Source organism: Flavobacterium aquidurense (genome assembly GCF_001404985.1).
GTDB classification, from domain to species: domain Bacteria; phylum Bacteroidota; class Bacteroidia; order Flavobacteriales; family Flavobacteriaceae; genus Flavobacterium; species Flavobacterium aquidurense_B.
In genome coordinates, this window is record NZ_JRLF01000008.1 from 88478 (window position 1) to 113241 (window position 24764).

Consider the following 24764-nt stretch of genomic DNA (forward strand, 5'->3'; position numbering starts at 1 on the left):
TTTTTTTAGTCTTCAATTAGTGATAAAAAATCGTCGATTTCTTCTGAAATATTTTCGTCATTGTAATCTGTTTCTTCTGTCTCATTCTCTCCTCGAAAATTATTAGACAGTTCGTAAACATTTGGATATTCAAATAAAACTGAGACTTTTAAGTTTATTTGAAATTCACTATTTATTAAACTTACTGTGTTGACCAAATTGATTGAGTTCATCCCCAAGTCAAAGAAATTGTCATAAATTCCAATTTCAGTTTCTTTGCAATTCAGTACATTCGAAATAATTTTGATTATTTTTTGCTCAGACTCATTCCTTGGTGCTTCATAGACTTTTTTAATTAAATCCTCACTTTTTATATCAGGGAAAGCCTTGAAATCTATTTTACCGTTTACGGATAGTGGTATTCTTTCAATTTTTATATAATAACCAGGAACCATAAATTCGGGTAATCTTGCTTTAAGATATTCTCTTATCTCAGATTTATCTTTTTCAATTTCTGACACGTAATATAAAGCCAGTACTTTTTCGTCGTTGTACACATTCACTTTCACTACAGTCTGAGTAATATCCTGCGAGAAACCAGCCATCACAGATTCTATTTCTCCCAGTTCTATTCGATACCCCTTAATTTTTACCTGATCGTCTTCTCTGCCTTTATAATCTATATTCCCATCAGAAAGCCATCTTGCCAAATCGCCTGTCTTGTACATGCGTTCTCCGGCTTTAAACGGGTTGGCGATAAACTTTTCAGCCGTTAGCTCTGCACGGTTAAGGTATCCGGCTGAAAGACCTGTACCGGAAATGTAAATCTCTCCCACTATGCCCACGCCAACTAACTCCAGTGCCGGGTCAAGAATATAAATCTCAAAATTAGATATTGGTGTGCCTATCAGGATAGGATCCTCTTCAGCTTTTATTTCATAAACTATACAGCCAACAGTCGCTTCTGTAGGGCCATATTCGTTATAGATTTTCATTGATGGGTTTAAACGTCTTAAAATAGCAACGTGGTTGTTTCCTAAAGCTTCGCCACCAACAATGGCAACTTCTACTTTGCTCGAGGCAAGACCCAGGCTTTCCAGTACACTAATGTGCGCAGGAGTTAGCTTGACACATGAAATATCACTTTCAAAATATGTTCTTAAAACATCTGATATATTTTCGCTCGAATTAAAAACATTAAGGCTTCCTCCACTAATTATCGGTAAAAACAAACTGGTAATGGTAAGGTCAAAAGACAAAGAGGTAAATAATCCGAAATTGGTGTTTGCCAAATCATTATCCAAATAACGTGATCTGGACCAGAAAAGATAATTAAACAATGATTCGTGATTAATCATAACCCCTTTTGGATTACCTGTAGACCCTGAAGTATAAATGATATAAGCCAGATCCTGTGTATCAAGGGCTACTCTTTTAAAATCTTTATTATAGTTCAAAGGCTCAAATTCTACATCGACAGCCAGCACATCCTTATTATAAAAATCAATATCAAAAAGGTAAAAAGTTTCCGTTATCAATAAATTCAGTCCGGTATCTTCTGCAACAAAGGCTTTTCTATGATTAGGCAATTGTGGCTCAATAGGCACATAAACACCTCCCGCTTTTAAGATTCCCAATATCGAAATCATAACCCATTCTGTTCGGCTCAATAAAACTCCAACAGGATCTCCTTTTTTAATGGCGTAATCCTGTTGTAAGCTGTCTGCCAGCTGATTGGATCGCTCGTTTAATTCCTTATAGGTAAAACTCAATTCTTCATAAACCAGTGCAACTGCATCAGGTGTTTTTGACAATTGCTCTTCAAACAAGTCCAAAAAAGTTTGATCTTTTGGATACGAAACTGCAACAGGATTAAAATCTAACAGTAACTCTGCTTTTTCTGTATCACTCAGATAATTAATTTCCGAAATCTTTTTAAATGGGGCAGCAATCACTTCTGCTATTAATTGCTCAAAATGATTTATAAGCCTCTTAATCATTTCATCCTCATATACATTAACGTTAAAATTAATATTCATATGTAATGAATTGCCTCTCAATTGAAATACAGCTTCCATATCAAACTTTGAATTAACTTCGGCACCGGATATTCTATTATCTGCTGTTGAAAGTCCTTCAGGTACTGCATCTTTTAATTCGAAAATGATATCAAATAGTGGATTTCTGTTTATATCAAATTTTAAGTTTAATCCCTCTACTATTTTGTCAAAAGGATATTCCTGAAAAGTCAAAGCCGTTAAAGATGATTCTTTTACACTATGAAACAGTTCCAGAAAACTTAATTCCGGATTTACAGTGTTTTTTAATGGAATTGTATTTACATAAAAACCTATTTGGTTTTCTAATTCAAGCAGTTCTCTTCCGGAAACTGTTGTGCCTAAAATAATATCTTTTTGGGCTGTATACTTGTAGCATAAAATATTCCATAAGGCTAATAATCCCATGTATAAAGTAGCTCCTTCCTGACTGCAAAGCTGTATAAATTGAGTAGACAGCTCCGGAGAAAGGTAGCTGGAATAGCTGTATCCTTTAAAATTTTTAAATTTTGACTTGTTGGGTAGATTTGGAAATTCTAAATAAGGCAGATCTCCTGCTAAAATATTTTCCCAAAACTTTTTATGCCCCTCAAATTCATCGTTTTGAAATTTTTCATTCATCCAGAAAGCATAATCTTTATATTGTACTTTCAAATCCGGCAAACTATTGTTTGTTTCCTCCACATAGGAATTGTAAAAATTAAGAACGTCATTAATTAATACTTCCATTGATTGGGCATCACTAATAATATGGTGGATATTATAGTAAAAAACAAAGTGTTCTTTTTCTAACTGAAATAATGATGCTCTGATTAGGGGACCTTTTTCTAAGTCGAATATTTTTTCAGAATCGCTGTTGATGTACTGTGCTACTTTTTGATTTTGATCTTCGTCATCACAAAAATTGTAATATTCCATATCAAATTTAAAATCATCACTTTTTACGATCCACTGTTTTACCTCAAAATTTTCGTCGTCTTTAAATACTGTTCGAAGAATTTCATGTCTGTCAATTACAGATCGAATCGCTTTTCGCAATTTATCGACATTATAGTCTCCTTTCAGTACAAATTTCTTAGGGATATTGTACGAAATACTTACGTTGTCGTTCTGGCATAAAATCCATAATCTTTTTTGAGCATTTGATAGTTCATAATGCTCCGCTACTGCCACATTAGATATGGTTTTTACTGTATCTCCTTGAGTAAAAAAGCCTTTATTTTCTATTAAATAAGCTAAAATAGCTTCCTTATTTGATTTTATCTCTTGTAAAACAGCTGCATCAATAGACTCATTTTCAGAGAATAGCTTTAATTCATTATCAATAACATCTAAATAAATATTATTTTCACTGATTTTTTTTAGTAATTGTATCATAAACTTATTTCTTTTAATTTTTTATCTGTACTACTAATATCTTTCTGTTTTTGAGCAATAATAATATGGAAAGCTAAATCCTGGATTGTTGGATATTTAAACACATTTTTTATGTTTATATCGATATTAAATTCGTGATTTACCCTATGTAATATTTTTACTACTTTTAGGCTGTTTCCTCCCAGTTCAAAAAAGTTGTCTGTAATTCCTACGCGTTCTGTTTTTAAAACTTCCTGCCAGATTTGGGCCAGTTTGATCTCTACTGCGCTCTCAGGAGCTATGTAGGTTCTCCCCGCACTATCAGCTGCGTCAATTGCAGGTAAGGCTTTTCGGTTTATTTTACCGTTTGATGTTAAAGGGATTTCGGCAATGCTCACAATGGAAGCAGGAATCATAATGCCCGGAAGACGTGATCTTAAAAATTCAAGCAATGCTGTTTTTTCTACCGCATCGGTTTTATAAACCACATATGCCGCAAGGCTTTGGTTTCCCTCTGCATCACTCACCACAGTGGCTACACCAGAGCTTATTGCATCATGGCTGTTCAGCACGTTTTCGATCTCGCTGAGTTCAATACGGTGTCCCAGAATTTTTACCTGATTGTCTATTCTTCCCTTAAATTCAATTTCTCCGTTAAAGTGCATCACTACACGGTCTCCGGTTCTGTAAAGTTTCTGGGGGCTGTCAGTAAAAGTATCGGCTATAAACTTCTGGGCGGTTAACCCTGCATTATTCAGATAACCTTCCGATACGCCCTCTCCTCCTATTAACAGCTCACCAACAACGCCTTGTGGACAAAGCGACAAATGCTCATCGACCACATAACAGCGGGTGTTTGAAAAAGGTCTGCCAATAGGTATTTTATAATAATCACGGTCCGCCTCTACCTCATGGAGCAGTTTGCCAATGGTGGTCTCCGTTGGCCCGTAATGATTGATGATCCTGATGCCCGCACGCTCTGATTGTATCTTTCTTACCAGATCAATGCTAAGCTCTTCTCCGCCAAATATGATCATTTTTAAAGGTGATCCAACTGCTGCTCCCAGTTCAAGGCCACGCCAGTACGAAGGCACTATTTTGATACAGTCAATACTGTGGGCCGTAAAATAAGCCTGGATATAATCTACATCCCTTAAGCTGCTTTTGGAAAACAGGTGAAGCATTTTTCCAAATACCAATGAACTAAAAAGAACCGTATTGCCCAGATCGGTAGCAATGGTAGACATTAATCCAAAAGATGTATTGCTCTCAATGGCTGTGGCACTGGACAAACCCGACACGTAATCGCTGATGTTTTTGTGGTTCACCAGAACCCCTTTGGGATGGCCCGTTGAACCCGAAGTATAAATTACATAGGCATGATCGGAACCTGAAATACTGATGCTTTTTGTACCGTAAACTACAGGGCTTAATTTGTCCAGCAGGATCACTTCAACATCCGTGTTGGCAAACAATGCGGCATCTGTTGTGTTGCTCAGCACATATTTTGACTGTGTGTCCGCAATGATAAACTCTATTCTTTCGATTGGATAATCAGGGTCTACCGGAACATACACCGCGCCTGCTTTTAAAATACCCAGCATGCCGGCAATGGCTTTATCTAAATGGCTCTCAAAGCACAAAATTATTTTATCTCCCCTGGATACCCCTTTATTTATAAGGTAATCCGATATTGAATTGACTTCTTCCAGCAAGGATTCGTAACTCACTTTTTTGTCCCCAAAAACAAGGGCGGCAGCCATTGGGTTGCTTTTTGCCTGTGCTTCAAATAATGCCGTGACAGGCTCTTTTGAATAGCTGGTAAGGGGCGTATTAAATCCAATTAAAAGTTCTTGTTGCTCCAAAGGCGTCAGGTAGTCAATCTCCTTGAGTAAAACAGCAGGGTTGGCTATGGCCTGGGACAAAAGGTGCTCTAAATGAGAAAACATTCTTTCTACAAATACCGCTTCATACAAATCCGTATTATAGGTAATGCTTAGTTTTAAGCTATCGCTTTGCGAGAAACTATAACTAAGGTCAAATTTTGAAGTTTTATTGGCTAATTCATAGCTGCTTACCTTCAGGTTGATCAGTTCTTCGGCCGTACTTAAATTCTCAGCCTGGTTTTGCAGCACTACCAAAACATCAAACAATGCCGAACGGCTCATGTCGCGCTTAAGGTCCAGATTGCCAATCAATTCATCCAGCGGATATCCCTGATGGTCATATGCTTCAAGGAGAACTTGTTTTTCATGGCGTACCAAATCCAGAAAACTGCCCTGGCTGTTTAATCTTGTACGAACCGCAAGGGTGTTAAGATAAAGCCCGATCTGGTTCTCCAGGTCCTGGTGTTCCCTTCCTGCAATGGGCGTGCCAAGGATGATATCATCCTGACCGGTATAACGGTGAAGCAGTAAATTGACTCCTGACATAAGGGTCATGAAAAGCGTCAGGTCGTGCTGTTGGGAAAAATGCTTCAAATCCTGTAAAAATCCTTTCGAAAAAGTATGCGTAAGGCTCTCTCCGTGATAACGCTGTACCGATGGGCGCGCTTTATAACCAAGATCCAATACCGGTAAATCACCGCTAAACTGACCCAGCCAGTACTGCCCGGAAAGCTGTAACTTTTCCTGTTGGGCATCTGAGGCCATCCATACGGCATAATCCTTAAACTGAATTCTTAATGCCTCAAGGTTAGCAGTGGTGCCGCTAAGCAGTGCATTGTATATTGTTACCAGTTCAGTCACTAAAATCTCCATCGACCAGCCATCTCCTATGATATGGTGTATTGATAACTGAAAAACATAATCCTCTTGTGTGAGTTGGGCCAGCGTGCCTCTGATCAAAGGGGCATTTTCAAGGTCAAACGGTGCATTGTTCTGCTGCTGCAAATACGCATTAAGCGCATCGCCCTGGGCATTTATTCCCGTAAAATCCTTTTGGGGGATCTCAAAATGTACCTCGGCGGCAGCCTTGACAAACTGCATCACCTCGCCCAATGGGGTGATTTGAAATGAGGTCCTTAAAATCTCATGGCGTTCAATTAATATCCTGAAGGCATTCTGAAAATGAAAATGGTCGATTGTGCCTTTGAACGCAACAGCCGTAGACATGTTATAGGCCAGTGACCCGCCTTCGAACTGGCTTAAAAGCCAAAGTCGGTTTTGTGAGGAAGTCAGCCGATACGATACTGCCGCTGCAGCTTTTGGAATGGGCACATAACCCGATTCCTGCAATTTACCGCACAATCCCTCAATGGTAGGATTGGAAAAGAAATCCCGGAAAGAAAGGCTTTTGCCCAGTTCCTTAAAAATATGGTTGATTACCTGCACCATGATAAGGCTGTGGCCGCCGAGTTCAAAAAAATTATCGGTAATCCCTACCTGGTCTACTTTTAAAACATCCTGCCAGATCACTGCCAGTTTAATTTCATGATCGCTCACAGGGGAAACATAAGCCCTGCGGATAATATCCGACTCTGAGATTCCAGGCAATGCCTTACGGTCTACTTTGCCATTTGGGGTCAGCGGCACTTTGTCAAGCGCCACATAAAAATTAGGGATCATATACTCCGGAAGCTCTTTTTGAAGAAAATGCCTCAAGTCTGATTTATCGATATTATCCTGGGAAACATAATACGCTACCAGTACTTTTTCTCCTTTTTGTTCCTGCACTGCAACTACAACCTGGCTCAGCGATGGGGAGAAATGGATCAGTACAGATTCGATATCACCAAGCTCGATGCGGTGACCACGGATTTTTACCTGAAAATCGTTTCTGCCCAAAAACTCAATGCTGCCATCGGCAAGCCATCGGCCCAAATCACCTGTTTCATACATCAGAGTGTTTGCCACGAAAGGGTTAGTAACAAATTTCTCTGCAGTAAGTTCAGGCAGGTTTAAGTATCCTCTTGCAATACTGGCACCAGAAACATATATTTTTCCTGAAACGCCTATAGGTAATGGCTGTTTCTGCTCGTCTAAAATATAAATTTGAGTATTAGAAATAGGGCTTCCAATAGGGATAATACCTGTTTTATTCGTATTTACTTTCCAGGATGTACTTACAACTGTATTTTCAGTTGGTCCATAGTTATTGTATATTTCTAATTTTGTTTGTTTATTAATTATTAGTGCTTCTCCACCCACTAAAAGCTTAATGTTAGGAACAGCAACATCCATATTAATAAGATCATTACAAATTGCTGTTGGCACATAACTGTGTGAAATGTTGTGATTTTGATAAAAATCGACCAGTTTATTCGAATTAAATCGAATTCCTTCGTCGTTAATAGGAAACAAAGAACTTCCTGTAATTAAATAAGGGAATATTTCCCATACAGATGCATCGAAGCCAACACCTGAAAACAAAGTAGCTTTACTAGACTCTGTAACATCAAATTCAGTAATGTGCCAATGGCATAAATTGATTAGGTTTTTATGTTCTATTAAAACTCCTTTTGGATTTCCGGTAGTTCCGGAAGTATATATGGCATACGCCAAATCATTAGGATGATTGATTTTTTCAATATTTAATTTAGAATATTTCCCGATCTCATTATATATCAGTTGCAGTTCTTTTTGATCAATCAATACTTTAATGTTACTATCACTTTCAATATAATCAATCCTGTCCTGAGGATATGCAGGATCAATTGGTATGTAAGCAGCTCCTGATTTTAGGACTCCCAATATAGAAACAATCAAATCATTGCTTCTATGCAGTTTTACCCCTATAAAATTATCTGGCTGAATGTTGTAGTTATTTCTTAAATAGTTTCCTATCTGATTGGCTTTTTCGTTTAGTTCCTGATAAGTAAGTGTATTATTTTCAAACACAACAGCAATATTATCAGGGGTTTTAGCCGCTTGTTCTTCAAACAATTCTATGATAGTGTGGTCAACAGGATAATGAATATGTGTGTCATTAAAATCATATAATACAGTACGTTTCTCAGTTGATGTGAGATAGTTTAACGATCGTACAGAAGTTACAGGTTGCTTAACAACCTCATCCAAGATAACCGAAAAATGACTCAGAATAGCTTGTACAAAATCATAGTTGTAAATATCTGTATTATAGGTAATGGCTAAACTTAATTTGTTTTCATTTTCCTGAAATGCAAATTCTAAATCAAACTTGCTTATGGTATTTTCTTCGAGTTGAAGTTCTTTTATCTGTAAGGAATTATTTTGCAGCGTCTGACCGGAATTGCTGTTATTTTGAAGCGTAACCACTACATCAAACAAAGGGTTACGACTTATATCTCTTTTTACAGTAAGGTTTTCTACCAGTTCGTCAAAAGGATAAACCTGGTGTTCGTAAGCCTCCAGTACAATCTTTTTAACGTTTGTTAAAACTGTTTTAAAATTATCATTACCATCAAATTGTGTTCTTAAAGCCAAGGTATTTACATAAACTCCTATTTGATTTTGTAATTCTACATATTCTCTTCCTGCTATTGGACTCCCAATTATGATATCGCTTTGTTGTGTATATTTATATAATAATACTTTGATAACAGATAACAGTCCCATAAATAATGTACTGTCCTGAGACTTACAAAGGTTTTGAAATTCTCTGTACACATCAGTACTAATTTCCTGTGTTATGAAGTTTCCGTTGTATGTTTTTACCACCGGACGAGACTGATAACCCGGTAAATCTAATACGGGTACTTCTCCGCTAAATTTTTCTGTCCAATAGTTTTTATGGATATCACTGCCCTTTTGTCTTAACTGATTTTGCTGCCATACCGCATAATCTTTATATTGTATTTGCAAAGGATGAAGCGGAATTACTAATTCATTGGCATAAAAATCATATAAAGTAAATAGCTCATTGATCATGACTTCAGTAGACCAGCCATCACTAATAATATGATGCATTACACAAACAAAAGCATAAGTATCGTGGGATGTTTTTATTAATTTGGCACGAAGCAGCGCATCTGATGATAGATCAAAAGAAAAATTTGTTTCAGCCTGAATAATTGATTTTAAATTCTCTGCATCATTTTCATGATCACGAATTTCTTCATATTGCAATTGAAATTTAACGTGTTCAATATCTAATATAACCTGTCTGATTTCTCCAAGATCATTTTCTTCAAAGGATGTTCGTAAAGATTCATGACGTTCGATAAGGGCTAAAAAGGCTTTCTCAAGAAAATTAACAGACAAAAATCCTTTCAACTCGAAAACACCGGGCATATTATAAATAATACTTTCTTTCTCAAATTGATTTAGCAGCCACATTCTTTTTTGAGAAGAAGACAATTCGTAGCTGGACTGTTTGGATGCTTTTGGAATTACTGAAGTTCTATTGTTTTCATTTTTATACAAGGCAATGAATTTGATTAACTCACTTTTATGTAATTTAATTTCATTTAATAAATCTTCGGTTACCACTCCTTTAGGCGCCTGAATATTTAGTTTTTCATCTACTAAATCAATTTTTACATTGATTTTATTTAGTTTTTTAAGTAGTGCTTGCATTTGTTCTGGTTTTATTAATTTCCTGTTCTGCCTTTTTCCTCTTCATTACCCGTTTTTCTCTGTCTGGCTTTAATATCATTATTACCAAACTTATAATTCACTGATAGCATGATGGATTGCGTATCGTAGTAATATTTAAAATTTTGGTAAACACCATTTACCGTTGAATTTCCTGTCACTTTTTGAGTTTTGAATAGATCACTTCCTCTTAGCAGAAATTTTAAATTTTTATTTAACAAGAGATATTGAATACTTAATGAAGTAGAGCTCATAGCCCCGTTTTTGTAAATTCCGTCGATTCCCGGAAAACTGTACCAATAATTTAAATTTAGCAGCCACGTTTTATCTTTGTTTAATATAAAATCATTGCTTGTAGAAATCCTGGAATTAAATCCCTTGCGTGCCGGAGCAAAAGGCAAATCAGAGGTAGAATTAGCATAATTTAAATCGAGGGCATTATTACTCATCCACCATTTAAGTTTATCATATACATAATTCTCAGAAATTCCCCATTTTCGTGTATTGATATAATTTTCGTTGGTAAAACGAATAAAATTGGTATCCGGATCTGCTATTGGAATCTGGGAGAACAAATTATCTTCATAACTGAAATACACCTTGCTTTCTAAATTTTTATATGTGTAGGTTAGTTCCATATTATCTACGAATGCAGGTTGCAGAAACGGATTTCCTTCAATAGTCTGAAAAGGATTTACAAAATAAAGATTAGGGTTTAGCTCATAAAATGAAGGCCTCACAATTCTTTTACTATAACTCAGACTAAAAGTAGAATTATCATTTGCTGCAAAAGTTACATAAGCGGTTGGAAAAAATTTAACATAATTGTTTTTATTGGTCTGGTCCAGGCTTGCTGCAAAAGTGGTCGTCTGGGTGGCTTCCATTCGTAAACCAAACTGACCTTCCCATCTCTCATTAAATTTTTTATTTCCGGAAAAATAAAGGGCTTGTACATTTTCAGTATATTCAAATTGTTGTTTTACTACCGGAAGATTTGTAACAGGATCATTAACTAAACCGCTGTTGAATGAAAAAATGTCATTATTTGCTTTTGAATTCGAAATTTTTCCTCCAAAACTCAACACGGCCCATTTTACAGGAAAGTCAACATCCAGTTTTCCGGATAAATTTCTGATATCCTGACTATTATTATTTATTCCGGCATAATATTGTTGAGAAAAAGGATTCTCGACAATCGATATTCCGTTATAGCTTTTACTATCAATAATGTTATAATTAAAATAATCGAGATTTAGCGTGATCTTTTTCCCGGTTGTATCAATCTTAAATTCATTGTAAAGATTTAGAGAGATTATATCCGGATTTTGGCTCACCTTTCCGTCTGACTTTAAAGAACTTATTACATTATTTGTTGCATAATCATAAACGGGTGTATAAGGGCTGTCGGTAACATTAATAGTATTACTATTGATCAAAAACTGACTTCCAATTACCCACTTTGACGAAACTTTGTATTCAATATTTAAGTTTCCGTTAAAAATCTCACCCTTCTTTTTAAATGGTGATCTCGTATACCATAATCCATCCGGAAAACTGGCATAATCATCTTGTTCTATATATCTCGTACCTTCTCTATAATTAAGTCCTGATGAGATACTTACTTTATTTTTATTATAAGTAAAACTACCCATAACGGATCCATCACCATATTTTCGCTGTGTATAGCTGGATCCTATTAATGCATTCCAGGAATCTTTTTTAGCTTTCTTTAATTTTATATTTAGTAAGCCGCTGTTCCCTGTTGCTTCATATTTTGAAGGCGGCATTGCAATTACTTCGATGCTTTTTATTGCATCAGACGGAATTGATTTTAAATAATTTGCTAAAGCTTCATCTGTTAGCTGTACAATTTTATCATCGATCATAACCGCTACATTACTTTTACCTATAATGGCAATTTTATCATTCACGACACGAATTCCGGGAGTTACAGTCAGTACATCTATGGCATCTCCTGTAGAGGCATTAATTGAGTTTTCTACATTAAAAACCAATCGGTCTACTTTTCTTTCTACCAGCTTTTTCTTGCTGATGATATTGACTGCCTGCAGTTCGTTTATCTCTTCTACTTCAAGATTACCCAGATTTATATCCTGGTTTAATTCGATTATATTGGTAAAAATAATTTTGCTGCCTCTGCGTATTTGTAATTTGTACCATCCCTGAGCTGCCGCTATGGTAAAAATTCCGTTTTGATCCGTAAGCTCACTTTTTATTGCTAATGAGTCTTTGTTTATTAAAATTATCTCGGCATATTCAACAGGAATATGAGCTGGATTAGTCACTGTACCTGTAATTTTTGAGTCACCAGTCTGAGCTGACAGAACGGCACTTATTAACATGAATAATATGGTTAATTTTTGTTTCATTATAATTGAACTTTCTTATATAATGGTCCTGGACCGTTATCTTGTTAGTTATTTAAAATTTATATCGAGAATATTTCTACATCTGCATCATCTTCATACGGGCTAAAACTCACTACAGCAGAGAGATGAATAGTATCAAGTAGTGCGGCTTGTTCTTCTAAAACTGAATTTTTAAATAAGTCTGTTATAGAAATTTTCAATTCGAATTGTTTCAATATCAAACCAATCAAGCGGGTTGCATTCAAACTATTACCTCCCAGTTCAAAAAAGTTATCTTTTACACCCACTTTCTGAATTCCTAAAACTTCAGTCCAAATCTTTATCAGCTTTGCTTCTGTTTCGTTTCTTGCCGGTATATAGTCAACAATTGAAATCAGTTCCATGTTTTGAGGGCTTGGGAGCGATATTCTGTCAATTTTACCATTTGGTGTTAAAGGCATATTCTCCAGTTGGATATAAAATGCAGGGATCATGTAATCCGGCAAAAATTCTTTTAGATGTAATTTAATATTCAGGCCGTTTAAATCCAGTTTACTGATCAAATACGACACTAGTACCTGATTGCCATTTGCATCTACTTTTACCATAACAACCGCAGCATCTATGGAGGTAATTTTTAATAAGGCATTTTCTATTTCGCCTAATTCTATTCTGTATCCTCTAATTTTTACCTGATTGTCATTTCTACCTAGAAATTCAATTTCTCCTTTGGCATTCCACTTTCCTACATCTCCTGTTTCGTATATCAAACCAGTTTCAGAGAATGGATTTTTAATAAATTTTGCCTGTGTTAACTCTTGATTTTTATAATATCCTTTTGCCAATCCATCTCCTCCAATGTAAATGGCGCCTACGGTTCCGGCAGGTTTAGGTCTTAAAAACTGATCTAAGATGTAGAACTCTGTATTGTTGATTGGTTTACCAATGTTTGATGCCTCTTTTTTGTACAGGATTCTTTTTATACTGGACCAAATAGTTGTTTCTGTTGGCCCATACATATTCCAGACTTCCATACAACTGCTGATCATTTTTTCTGCCAGGGCTTCACTTAATAAATCGCCTCCGCACAGTACTTTCAGGTTGTCAGCTCCGGACCAGTCTGCATTAAACAGCATTTGGTAAAAACTTGGCGTAGCCTGAATTATAGTTGGTTTTAACTCCTCTAATCGTTGTATTATCAAATTCGAATCCTGTAGGACTTCATTACTGGCGATATAAAGTGCAGCGCCGCAAATTAAGGGTACAAAAAACTCTAAAATAGAAATATCAAATGAATAGGTTGTTACAGAAAATAAGAGATCTGTTCCACCAACTCCGGGTTTGTTTTGAATACTGGTCAGGAAATTAAGCAGCGATCTATGTCCAATCTCTACTCCTTTTGGGTTTCCTGTAGATCCTGAGGTATAAATTATGTAAGCAGTATCGTCAGGAGAAATTGTTTTTAACTGATCTCCTAAAAGTCCTGTTATTCCATTTATAACAGTGTCTAAAGTAAGTACTGTAATTCCTTCTGGCTGTTCTATGTTGTACTTATTTTCAGTAATAATCATTTCTACTTCACTATTCGCAATAATGTAGCTTAAACGGTCTTTTGGAAAATGAGGATCTAGCGGAATATAGGCTCTTCCTGATTTTAATATTCCTAATAAAAGAGCCACCATAGGCGCAGAACGATCTAATAATACCGCAATTGGGGATTGATTTAATTCGCCATAATTAAAAGTAATATATTGTGCAATACGATTTGACAGCTGATTTAATTCGTCATAAGTATAAGAAATTAGATCATCTTTTAAGGCTTCTTTCTGTGGTACAGTTTGCGCTTGGGTTTCGAACAAATCCAAAATTGTTTTGGTCTTTGGATATGCAACATTTGTATCGTTGAAATTGACCAAAAGCGTTCTTAACTCTCCCTCTTTAAGGTAATCTAATAAACTTATGGCGCATCCCGGTTCTGACACGATACTTTTTAAAAGCACTTCGAAGTGATGCAGGATATTGTTTACAAATTCTTCTGTATAAAGATCTGTATTGTATATTAATACCAAATCAATGCCTTTTACAGTCTCTTCAAAAATAAATTCAAGATCAAATTTGCTAATGTCATTCTGTGCAGCTTTATATTCTTCGATGCTAAAATCACCCAGTTCATTCAGATCTACTTTAAGATTATCTGTGTTTTGAAACGCTACCATTACATCAAATAATGGATTACGGCTCATGTCTCTTTTTAGTGGCAATTGTTCTACTATTTCATCAAATGGGTAAATTTGATGTTCGTATGCCCCTAAAGTAACCTGTTTTACATTTGCTAATAATTCTTTGAAATTATATTTGGCATCAAATTGGGTTCTTAAAGCTAATGTATTGACAAACAAACCAATTTGGTTTTGCAATTCATCATCTTCTCTTCCTGCAATTGGAGTTCCTATTATTATATCAACCAGATCTGTATATTTATAAAGCAACGTATTTACAGCTGCAAGTAATCCCATAAACAACGTTGTTCCCTGTGACATACATAACGTATTGAAATTTTTAAGAAGTTCCTGATCGTAACTTTTAGAGCGCGATTTTCCTTCATATGTTTTAATGGTTGGCCTTACCTGATAGGTTGGTAAATTTAGCACTGGTACTTCAGTATTAAATTTTTCTAACCAATAGGATTTATGTGCATTTATGGCTTCACTTTTTAATTGATCCTGCTGCCAGACTGCAAAATCTTTATATTGCAGTTTTAATTCCGGTAATATGTGTTGGCTTCCTTTTTTGATAGCATCATACAATGCAAATAATTCATTTGTGATCACTTCTAGCGACCATCCATCACTGATAATATGGTGCATTACACAAATAAGGGTATAGTTTTCAGGAGATGTCTGAACTATTTTTGAACGAATTAATAAATCTGATGATAAGTCAAAAGTATAGGCTATTTCATTTTTAATAATGGCATTCAAACTTTCTAATGGGCTTTCGGCTGTGCTTATATCTTCATATTGCAATTGAAAATTAACTTCATCTGCTTTCATTACAATTTGTTTAACATCGTCTTCGCCTTCTTTAAATACAGTTCGTAATGATTCATGACGATCAATAAGATCATTGAAAGCTTTTTGTAAATGAGAAATTGTAAAATCACCCTTTATTTCAAAAATACTTGGCATATTGTATGCTGCGTTTCCACCTTCGAATTGACTTAAAAGCCATAAACGACGTTGAGAAGAAGATAATGGATATTCTGATTGTTCCGGAGCTTTGCCAATACTTTGATAAGATGACTTTTTAGCTTTAATAATTACCTGTAATTGATTTTCAAGAATAGTATTAGAAAATATTTCACTAAAGCTTATTTTAACTTCAAATTCCCTGTTGATCTGGTTTAATAATTTTGTTACTGTAAGGCTGTGACCCCCTAATTCAAAAAAATCATCTTTTATACCAATTTTTTCAAGACCCAATACTTGTTGCCAAATTTTAACCAGCACTTTCTCTGAGTCACTTTCTGGAGCTACATAATCTGTTCCTGATGAAATTCTTGAATCTTTAGGGCTTGGTAATGAATTTCGATCTATTTTTCCATTAGGAGTTAACGGTATAGCCTCTATTTGTACAAAATAAGACGGTACCATATAATTAGGTAAAATATGCTGCAAATGTGTTATTAAGTCAAATACTTTCTGCTCTTCTTTACTGACTACATATGCTACAAGATATTTTTCTCCCAAAGCGTTATTTCGGGCTAAAACTACACAAGAATCAATATCATTTTTTTGTTGCAGAGCATTCTCAACTTCGCCTAATTCAATTCGATAACCTCGTATTTTTACCTGATTATCCTTTCTGCCAATAAAATCGATATTTCCATCTGGAAACCAGCGTCCTAAATCTCCGGTTTTATAAAGCTTTTCTGTACCTTCAAAAAGGCTGGTAACAAACTTTTGAGCCGTTAAATCAGGGTTGTTAAAATATCCTCTTGCTAAACCTTCGCCTCCTATATAAACCTCACCATATACTCCTGAAGGAACTAAATTACCAAAGGAATCAAGTATGATTATTTTTGTATTAGAAAATGGTCTTCCAATAGGTGTAAAGCCATTTAAATCTTTTTTATAATCATCATAATAAGTCGAGTCTATTGTTGCCTCGGTAACACCATAACTATTAATAATTTTAATCGCACTGCCAAATTTATCTTTTAAGGCATTATAATCCTGATTATTAAAACTATCCGAACCAAAAATTAATATTTTAAAGAAACTGTAGTCTTTATTTTCACTACTGATATAGTCCATCAATGGCAATAACAAACTTGGTGTACCTTCTAAAATGGAGATTTTTTGCTCCTGCATTAATTCATATAAATGCTCCGGATTTAGTTTTACATCATTTGAACAAATGATCATTTTACCTCCCGTTAATATGGAGCGGCAAATATCTCCCACAAAAACATCAAATGATATACTGGCAAGCTGTAATAAATTTACTTCTATTTGATTTAGCGCATAGTGTATTTTCCAGTTTTCACAAATACTAACCACGCTAAAGTGCTCTACCATCACTCCTTTTGGATTTCCGGTCGTTCCAGAAGTGTAAATTACATACGCCAGGTCATGAGGCTGATTAATTTTGCCAATGTTTGTTTTAGGGTAATTCTCTTTTATTTCTTCAAATTGATCCAGTCTTGTTTCATCTATAACATCTTTGCAATTACTGTCACTTTCGATATAATCAATTCTTTCTTGGGGATAATTAATGTCTATTGGCACGTAAGCTGCCCCTGCTTTCAATATTGCTAAAATGGTGATTATCATGCGTTCGCTTCTATCGAGTTTGATCGCAATTAAATCATCTGATGCAATTTCAAAATTTGCTCTCAGGTAATGTGCCAGCTGATTCGATTTTTCATTAAGCTGTTGATATGTTAATGTTGTTTTTTCAAAAATGACAGCAATAGTATCAGGCGTTATCTGAACTTGTTCTTCAAACAAATCCACAATCGTCTTATCTTTTGGGTAAATTATTTCTGTACTGTTAAAATCAACAAGTAAATTTTGTTTTTCATCAGCAGCTAAATAATCGGCTTCCTGGATCAATGCTTTAGGATTATCAATCAGTTTTGTCAGCAGGTTTTCAAAATGAACAAATATTCTTTCGGCCAAATAATCATCATAAATATCTCTATTGTATTCAATCGTTAAGTTTAATGTTTTATTTTCTATGAAAGTGAAGCTAAGGTCTAATTGTGAAACTTCGCTTTTAAATTCATAATCACTAATTTCCATACCTGAAAGTTCTTCTGTATTAATATTGCGCAATTGTTCTTGATTTTGAAGCACAACCAATACATCAAATAATGCAGAACGACTTGTATCTCTTTTTAAGTTTAACTGGTTTACCAGCGCATCAAAAGGATAATTTTGATGATCGTACGCCCCTAATAATTTTATTTTTTGAATTTCCAGTACATCTAAAAAACTGGCTTGTTCATTTAATTGAGTTCTGATAGCAAGGGTATTCAGGTAAAGTCCTATTTGATTTTCTAAATCCGGATGTTCCCTGCCTGCAATTGGAGTACCTACAATAAGATCATACTGACCTGTATAACGATGCAACAAAGCATTTATACCCGCCATTAATGTCATAAATAAAGTAACATCGTGCTGATTTGAAAAAACCTGAAGGCGTTCTAGAAATGAAGCAGGAAATTGATGTGTTATATGATTTCCATTGTACGTTTGAATTAAAGGGCGTGTTTTAAAATTTGGCAAATCTATTACGGGTAATTCCCCCTGAAATTCCTGTAACCAATACTGTTCTGAAAGTTGGAATTTTTCCTGCTCTAATTCGCTGGTAAACCATACTGCATAATCCTTGTACTGAATCTCTAAAACGGGTAAACCAATCTCTTTGCCTTGCAATAATGCATTGTATATTTGTATAATTTCGGCTATTATAATCTCAATTGACCATCCGTCACCAATAATATGGTGAAGAGATAAAAAGAATATAAATTGTTGTTCTTCTACCTGAAGCAAAGAGGCTCTTATAAGAGGAAAATCTTCTAAATTAAATGGTTTGTTAATTTCTGCTTTAAGGTATTTTTTTACTTCATGATCCTTATTGGGTACTAAAGAAAAATCCTTTTGCTCAATTTTAAATGTTATATCATCTTCGTTAATAATAAACTGACGTACTTCATCCTGCTCGTTTATTTTGAAACTGGTTCTTAGAATTTCATGACGATTAATAAGTATTTTAAATGATTCCTCAAATTTTGATGCATCAATATCCCCCTTCAATACAACCGCAGCGGGCATATTATACGCCAGGGATCCACCTTCGAGCTGGCTTAAAACCCATAATCTGCTTTGTGATGCACTTAACGGATAAGATTCGTTTTGTGCTGCTTTAGATATAGGCGCATATTCATTTTCAATCAATTGATTAGCAATTCCTTGTATCGTAGGGTTTGTAAAGAAAGTTTTAAAAGACAGTGTTTTACCTAATTGCTTGTAAGTTCTATTAATCACTTGTGATACAATCAGACTATGTCCGCCCAATTCAAAGAAATTATCTGTAACTCCAATATTTTTTAAACCTAATACATTTTCCCAGATTAAAACCAGTTCTTTTTCGATTTCATTTTGAGGAGCAACATATGCTTTACGAACAATATCGTCTGATGAAATTGCCGGAAGCACTTTTCTATCAATCTTACCGCTCGAGGTTAAAGGAAATTGTGCTATTTTGATATAAAATCCCGGAATCATATAATCCGGTAATCTGTTCTGAAGAAAGTTACGAAGCGCTGTTTTATCCAGATCATTCTCTGAAACTACATAAGCAACCAGCACTTTTTCTGAGTTTAGTTCTTTGGCCATTACCACTACTTGCTGAATGGTGCCATATTCTATAATGGTACTTTCTACCTCGCCTAACTCAATTCTGTTGCCTCTTATTTTTACCTGATTATCAATTCGTCCTAAATATCCGATCGAGCCATCTGGCTGCCATTGTGCAACGTCACCAGTGCGATAAACATGATAACCTGCCCTAAATGGGTCTGCAATAAAACGATCTTCCGTAAGTTCAGGAAGGTTCAAATAACCTCTTGCTACTTGTATTCCGGATATTAATAATTCTCCCGGTACTCCAAAAGGCTGTAATTCTAATGCATTATTAACAATATATATTTTTGTATTAGCGATAGGTTTTCCAATAGTCACGCCATCTTTAACTACATCAATTTCACTTAAATTTACAGCCGTTACATCAATAGCAGCTTCAGTTGGTCCGTATAAATTGTGTAATGCCGCGTTTAAGAACTTATTTTTGCAATCCTGCGCAGTAAGAACCGGCAACTCTTCGCCGCTACACACAACATGCAGTAATGAATTACAATTTCCTTTTTGTGCGTTTTCTAAAAATGCACCTAACATTGAGGGTACAAAATGAATGATCGTAACGCGTTCTTTATCGATTATTTGCTCGAGATAAATAACATCTTTATGTCCATCAGGTTTTGCGATAACAAGAGTACTTCCTGTAATAAAAGGCAGAATTAATTCCCAAACCGAAACATCAAAAGTATAAGGTGTTTTTTGAAGGAAGTTTTGTTTATCGTCTACTTTTAAATACGATTTCATCCATACCAATCTATTGTATAAACCGGCATGATGATTTAATACTCCTTTTGGTTTTCCTGTAGATCCTGAAGTATAAATGCAATACGCTAAATGATTTAAATTACTTAATTGAATTGGCGTTGTGGCATAAAAATCCTGATTTAATCTAAATTTATCCAATTCATTCTCATCAATACAAAGTTTAAGATTAGCATCTTTCGCGATATAGTCGATTCTTTCTTGCGGATAACTAACATCTATTGGCACATAAGCACCGCCGGATTTTAAAATTCCGAAAATTGCCACTATCATACGCTCGCTTCGATCTAATTTAATCCCAACCAAATCATTAGATTCAATCGCATAATTTTTGATCAAATACGCCGCCAATTGGTTGGATTGCTCGTTTAGTTCACGGTAAGTGATTTTCGTACTATCAAATATAACAGCAATATTATCAGGAGTTTTAGCGGCTTGCTCTTCAAATAAATCAAGTATTGTTTTATCTTTTTCATAAACGATATCAGTATCGTTAAAATCAAATAATAATCGTTGCTTTTCTGACTCCGTCAAGAAATCAATTTTTTCAATAGCAGTTACCGGATTTTCTATTAATTGAATAAGCAGGTTTTCAAAATGAGCAAACATTTTCTCTATTAAGTATCCTTCATAAATATCGGTATTGTATTCTATTGCAAGGTGTAAAGCATCTGTTTCAGTAAATCTAAAACTAATATCGACCTGAGCCGTTTTATCATTAAAATCAAAATCGCTTATTGCAATGTCTGATAAAGCTTCAGTATTTATATTTTTTAACTGGCTTTGGTTTTGCAGTACAACCAATACATCAAACAAGGCAGAACGACTGGTATCACGTTTTAGATTTAATTTGTTTACCAGTAAATCAAAAGGGTAATTCTGATGGTCGTAAGCTTGTAATAAAGTTTCTTTTTGATTTGAAACTATATCAAAAAAAGTACTTTGTTCTTTAATTTGAGCACGTATCGCAAGTGTATTTAAAAACAAACCCAACTGATTCTCTAAATCCGGATGTTCTCTTCCTGCTATTGGAGTTCCTGTAATAATATCATCCTGACCTGTATATCTGTACAATAATGAATTTATACCAGACATTAAAGTCATAAATAATGTTAAGTCATGTTGTTGCGAAAAGTTTTTTAATTTATCTAAAAACTCTTTACTAAAGGTATGTCTTAAAGTATCTCCGTTATAAGTCTGAACTAGCGGACGTGTTTTAAAACCAGGCAAATCTAAAACTGGTATTTCACCTGAAAATTGATTTAACCAATAGTTTTCTGATACTTTATTTTTTTCTTGCTGCAGCTCTTCATTAAACCATAAAGCATAGTCTTTGTATTGAATTTTTAATGGAGACAGATCTACCTGATTGCCTTGCTTTAGCGCATTGTATGTTTTTACAATTTCGGCTATTATTAACTCAATTGTCCAACCATCACCAATAATATGATGTAGGGATAAGAAAAACACGTATTCATCTCTTCTTACTTTAAGTAAAGAAGCATGTAAAAGCGGCCCGTTTTCTAAATCAAAAATTTCTTTATTTCTTTCGGCTAAATAATTAGTAACAGCATCTTCCTGATTTTTAACCACACTGTAATCTTGCTGAACCATCTTGAATTCGACCTGATTTAAGGGTGATACATACTGGCGTACTTCTCCTTCTTCGTTTGTTTTAAAATACGTTCTTAAAATTTCATGTCGATTGATTAGTATTTTAAACGATTCCTCGAACTTATTAATATCAAGATCTCCCTTTAAATTTACGGCAGCCGGCATATTATAAGCTAATGAACCACCTTCTAACTGACTTAAAATCCACAATCTGTTTTGTGATGCAGTTACAGGATATGATGGCGACTTGGGAGTTTTTGGAATTGGTAGGTAGTTACTGTCTTTTAGATTCGCAGTCACTTTTTCGACAGTAGCATTTGAAAAGAAAGTTTTAAAAGATACTGTTTTTCCTAATTGCTGATTAATTCTGTTGATTACCTGCCCTACTATTAAACTATGCCCGCCTAATTCGAAAAAATCATCATGAATTCCTATTTTTTGAATGTTCAAAACTTCCTGCCAGATTTCTGCAACAATTTCTTCGGTTGTATTTCGCGGAGCAACATATTGTTTTCTTATACTATCATTGCCGGATAGTTCTGGCAATGCTTTTCTATCAATTTTTCCATTTGGTGTTAATGGTAATTTTTCCAGCGGCACATAAAATCCCGGAACCATATAATCCGGCAATGTATTTTGTAAAAAGCTGCGTAAGTCTGATTTATCTACAATTGAAGCAGAAACTAAGTAAGCCACCAGAACTTTTTCGTGATTGTGTTCGATTACTTTTACAACAGCTTGTTTTATATCTTTTGAATATTGCAAAATTGCATTCTCAATTTCACCAAGTTCAATTCTAAATCCACGTAATTTTACTTGTTGGTCTTTTCTGCCCAGGTACTCAATTGTACCATCTGGCAGCCAAGAACCAAGATCTCCTGTATCATACATTTTTTGTTGCTCACTAAACGGATTTGCAACAAATTTTTCGTTTGTAAGATCTGTTTTGTTTAGATAACCTCTAGCCAAACCTGCTCCTGAAACGTATATTTTTCCAGAGGCCCCAATTGGCAATGTCTGCAGCTGTTCATCTAAAATATAAATTTTGGTATTGGCAATTGGTTTTCCAATAGGGATAATTGATTTGCTGAAATCATCTTTAGTAACTTTATAAATAGAAACACAAACCGTACATTCTGTAGGTCCATAAGCATTATAATAATCTATTCCAAGATCAGTAATACTTAAAGCGGCAGAAGGATTAGCAGATTCTCCAGCTGTTATAATACATCTTAATCCTGAGATAGCATCATTTGATAATAATCCTAAATAACTTGGCGGAAAAGTAACTACTGTTGAATGAGTCTCTTTTAAAAAGGCAACAAAAAGATCTCTGTCTTTAATTTCATCTTCAGTTGGGATAGATAATGCAGCGCCACTGTTCAAAGCCATTAAAATTTCTGATACAGAAGCATCAAAAGAAACAGAAGCAAACCATACAATTTTGTCATTCTCTGTAATTTCAAAAGTCCTAATTTGATCCAGGAACATATTGATTGTACCCTGGTGTTCGACCATAACTCCTTTTGGCTGTCCTGTAGAACCTGATGTATAAATTATATAGGCTAAATCCTTAGGTGAAATAACGGTATTAATACTATCTGAATTATTTTCTTCTAATTCTATTGAAGATATAGATATTATATTACAATTATCGATTTTCACGTTGTCAATACCCGCATTAATCAGCAAATTCAAACCACTATCTTTTATTAAATAATTGATTCGTTCAAGAGGATAATTAGTGTCAATGGGCAAATACACTGCTCCTAATTTTAAAATTGCCAATAAAGAGATTATTCCAAAATCAGACTTTGGTAAAAACACTCCAATAACGTCTCCTTTATTTACCTTGTAATGAGAAGAAATATAATTCGCCAGCTGATTTGCTTTTTCATTTAACTCTGAATAGCTCAGTTCTTTACCATTAAAGATAATAGCTGTGTTTTTGGGAGTTTTTAAAACCTGATCTTCAAATAAATCAACGATCGTTTTCTTATCCGGAAATACACGCTCTGAAAGATTAAAATCAACCAGAATTTGATGTTTTTCTTTCTCTGATAATAATGGATATCCTGATAAGATAACATTTATATTATTTTCAAGATTTACTATAAAAGACCTTACATGCTGAACTAAATATTCTACTACATTATTATTTACAAAACCTTCTAAATAAGATGCATTAATAGCAATGGTGCCCAACTCATTTATAGCTATATTCAATACAATGCCATTACATTTTAAAGCAGTATTGGAATTAAAATTTATAGTATAATTTGAAAATTTATTCAAATCATTCACTTCTTTTACATCATAATCTGAATGTTCTAAAGTTTCCAGAATTTCATTCTTTACACCGTGAAGATATTCTTTAAATGAAACTTTTAAATCTGTTGAAAACGAAAAGAACAAAGGATTTGTTTTCTCATAATTTGATGCAATATCACCATCAAAACTATTCATTAATCGTTTAAGCAAAAATGAATAAACAGCATTTATAACAGTGTATTGAGCTACTGTATTATTATTGGTGATTTTATTGAAATAATCAATTTCCTGTACATCAATTAAGACTGTTTTCAGTGATACTTCAACTTGGTCAGAACCGTAAAACTGTTCTTTGCCCAATGTCTTTTTCTTCCAATATTTTGAAATCAAACTATTTTTGTTTAACTGTTTATTCGTATCCATAAAACTTTAAATTTTTATTTTTTTTGATCAAAAACGAGTTTTGCTTTTTCTGCTAAATTTTAAAAATTAATTTTTTGAAGGCTCTATAATCCTTTTTATCAGATCACAATTACATTCTTTTTAAGACTTAAATTGTTTGGCGCAATTCTCAAATATTAATTCGAAATCTTAATAATGACTATTAATTTTATGCTAAATTAGGGAGATAGGTTACTTAAAAATTACGGACTTTTCGGATATTAATTACGGAGGTTAAAATAACCTTGAAAAATCAATTCGGTTTTTCAGGATACTTTCAGTAAAACTTTACAAAAAGGCAAATAACTGGTTATCAAAACATACAGCCAGTCCGGAAAAAAAAATAAGTATCCAGGCTATCAGAAATTCTATGGGATGATCAAAATAAAAAAAGGAGAGTTTTGTATAAAAAAAAAACGATATTAAATCACTATCAATATCGTTTTTTTATAGGTAAATATTTTAAAAAATCAG

General features: G+C 34.4%; 4 protein-coding genes. All 4 read right to left on the reverse strand.

Features of this window, described 5'->3' with window-relative positions; genetic code table 11:
- Positions 1 to 5: 5 nt before the first annotated feature.
- From RC62_RS05810 to RC62_RS05825, 4 genes are read right to left on the reverse strand one after another with little or no spacing between them, the layout of a single operon-like run.
- The gene (locus RC62_RS05810; RefSeq protein WP_055093508.1) at positions 6 to 3413 is read right to left on the reverse strand and encodes a non-ribosomal peptide synthetase; all 3408 of its coding nucleotides are present in this window, start codon (positions 3411 to 3413) and stop codon (positions 6 to 8) included.
- On the reverse strand, positions 3410 to 9889 hold the full coding sequence (locus tag RC62_RS05815) for a non-ribosomal peptide synthetase (RefSeq protein ID WP_055093509.1): 6480 nt from the start codon (positions 9887 to 9889) through the stop codon (positions 3410 to 3412). The genes RC62_RS05810 and RC62_RS05815 overlap by 4 nt, the downstream gene beginning before the upstream one ends.
- Before the next feature lie 14 nt (positions 9890 to 9903).
- Complete coding sequence (locus tag RC62_RS05820; protein ID WP_082421231.1) at positions 9904 to 12297, reverse strand: outer membrane beta-barrel family protein; 2394 nt, start codon at positions 12295 to 12297, stop codon at positions 9904 to 9906.
- A gap of 59 nt (positions 12298 to 12356) precedes the next feature.
- Entirely contained in the window at positions 12357 to 24272 is an 11916-nt protein-coding gene (locus RC62_RS05825; protein ID WP_055093513.1) for a non-ribosomal peptide synthetase, read from the reverse strand.
- Between the last annotated feature and the right edge of the window lie 492 nt (positions 24273 to 24764).